2 protein-coding genes are annotated in these 2,683 nt (G+C 62.7%); both read left to right on the top strand.

Annotated features, from left to right (window positions below; genetic code table 11):
* Positions 1 to 28 precede the first annotated feature (28 nt).
* Positions 29 to 1,171, top strand: a complete 1,143-nt coding sequence (locus tag GX108_01960; GenBank protein NLO55811.1) for an isocitrate/isopropylmalate dehydrogenase family protein — start codon at positions 29 to 31, stop codon at positions 1,169 to 1,171.
* Between the two features lie 5 nt (positions 1,172 to 1,176).
* Positions 1,177 to 2,683: biosynthetic-type acetolactate synthase large subunit (gene ilvB, locus GX108_01955; protein NLO55810.1), on the top strand; the 1,507-nt coding region annotated here is incomplete at its 3' end.

The raw sequence follows: 2,683 nt of genomic DNA, 5'->3' as shown, positions 1-2,683 counted from the left end.
GGAGAGAACTGGAGGGGAGGAGAGCCAGGTGACCCCGAGACGACTAAAGATCGCCACCATCGGCGGGGACGGGGTAGGCCCCGAAGTCACGGCGGAAGCTAAAAAGGCCACCGATGCCGCCGGCAGGACCTTCGGTTTCGAAGTGGAATGGCTCGACTTCCCTTTCGGGGGGCTTCATTACCTGAAAACGGGGGAAGTGATGCCCGAAGGGGCTGTCCAGGAGATAGCCCGATGCGACGCTCTTCTCCTGGGCGCCATAGGCCGTCCGGAGGTAAAACCCGGGATCCTTGAAAGAGGCATCCTGCTGACCCTCCGTTTCCATTTCGACCAATACATCAACCTCAGGCCCTCCCGATCGTTACCGGGAGTGGGGAGCCCCGGACCGTTCAAGGAGATCGATATCGTGGTGGTGCGGGAGAACACCGAGGATTTCTACATGGGCATCGGAGGCAGAAGTGACGGCCCCCCACTGGAAGCCTCCTTCCCCATCAGGAGAGGTCTTTACAGCGGCGAGGGGCACCTCCGACTGTCTTTCGACAAAGCCCTTGCCTGCGCCGCGCAGGTGGGCCTCGCAACTGAACCCGCCGTGCGGCGGGCGACCGCCTGGGCCTGCGACAAGGCCCGGCAGCGGGGTGAGGACAGGGTGACCCTGGCCTCGAAATCGAACGCGCTTCCCATCATCTACGGGTTCTGGGAAGACGTGGCCGGCGATGAGGCCCGGCGGAGGGGCATGGCCCTGGAAGTGGTCAACGTCGATGCCCTTTGCTATCACTTGAGCCGGGAACCGGACCGTTACGGGGTGATACTGACTCCCAACATGTTCGGAGATATTGTCAGCGATCTCCTGGCCGGTCTTGCCGGAGGGCTCGGGACCGCCGCCGGGGCCAATATAGGAGACGGGTTGTCCATGTTCGAACCTGTCCATGGTTCGGCCCCCGACATCGCCGGCAAGGGAATTTCCAATCCCGTGGCAGCCACCCTCTCGGCGGGCCTCATGCTGGAACACCTAGGGGAGCTCGACGCGGCCGGGGCCATAGAGAGGGCTGTCCTCGACTACCTGTCCGAGGGCGGGGACGCACTCCCCGTAGAACTGGGGGGGAAAGCCACGACGGCGGCTGCGGGAGACTCGATCGCGGCCAGGATCCAGGCCCGGAGAGGAAAGGACCAGTGAAACCCATGAAAATGACGGGAGCACGCATGGTAGTGAGCGCCCTTGAGGCGGAGGGCGTTGAATTTGTCTTCGGCATCCCCGGAGGTTCGGTTATCCCTCTTTACGACGCCCTCATGGACGCCCGGTTCCGGGTCATTCTGACCCGTCACGAGCAGGCGGCATGCCACGCGGCGGACGGCTACGCGAGGGCTTCGGGAAAAACGGGGGTCTGCATAGCCACGTCGGGCCCGGGCGCGATGAACCTTCTCACGGGGCTGGCCAATGCCCAGATGGACTCCGTGCCCCTGGTCGCGATCACGGGGCAGGTGGCCTCGGGATCGATCGGCACCGACGCTTTCCAGGAGGCCGATATCTTTGGCTCTTCCCTCTCCCAGGTCAAGCACAGTTTCCTCGTTCGTTCCCTCGAAGAGCTCCCCGTAGCGCTGCGGAGGGCTTTCTCCATCGCCTCCGAGGGCAGGCCGGGCCCCGTCCTGGTGGACCTGCCGGTGGATTTACAGCGGGAAGAAGGACTTTTCCACTATCCCGACGATGTCAGGGCGAAGGGAGGTCCTTCGAAAACATCCGACACAGACCCGGGCATCATCGATGCTTGCGATGCCCTGGCCGCCTCCACTAGGCCGATGATAATAGCCGGGGGAGGCAGCTCTTCCAGCACCGCATCGAAGAACCTCAAGGCTTTGGCCGAGAAGTTTTCCATTCCCGTCGCGACGACCCTCCTGGGAAAGGGGGTTTTCCCTGAAAGCCATCCCCTATCGCTCGGGATGATAGGAATGCACGGCACACCCCAGTCCAACCTTGCCGCCTCCAGGTGCGATGTGCTCGTGGCGGTCGGCATGCGGTTCAGCGACAGGTGCACCGGTGACCGGACCCGTTTTGCCAGGGGGGCAAGGATCGTTCATATCGATATCGACGCGTCGGAACTCAACAAAAATATCGAAGCCGCCGTGGCCCTTCATGGAGATGCCGGAGGGGTCCTGGAGGCCATCCTCCAACATCTTGAAAACAAACCCCCGAGGGACCGGACGGACTGGCTGGAGGAGATCGATGAGATCAAAGCCAGGTGGCCCCTCATGAAACCGGCCCTGGAAGGGGATGGGCCCTTGAGCACCCCCGCCGTCATTCTCGGGATGCGGGAAAGGATTTCCGAAGGGCACGTGCTGACGACGGAGGTCGGTCAGCACCAGATGTGGGCAGCCCTTTACTGGAAATCGGAACGACCCCGGAATTTTATAACCTCCGGCGGGCTCGGGACCATGGGTTACGGCCTGCCGGCCGCCATCGGGGCCGCCTTCGCGAGGCCGGGTCAGCCGGTGACATGCCTGGCGGGCGACGGAAGCCTGATGATGAACCTGCAGGAACTTGAAACCTGCGCCCGGTACAACCTTCCGGTCAGGATCATATTGATCAACAACGCAAGCCTGGGCATGGTTCGCCAGTGGCAGGAACTGTTCTGGAACAAGCGCTACTCCCAGACCTGTGAAAGGACTTTCTGCGACTTCACGGCCCTTGCCT

This window comes from Thermovirga sp., assembly GCA_012523215.1.
Taxonomy (GTDB): domain Bacteria; phylum Synergistota; class Synergistia; order Synergistales; family Thermovirgaceae; genus 58-81.
This window is presented reverse-complemented; position numbering and strand designations above follow the sequence as displayed.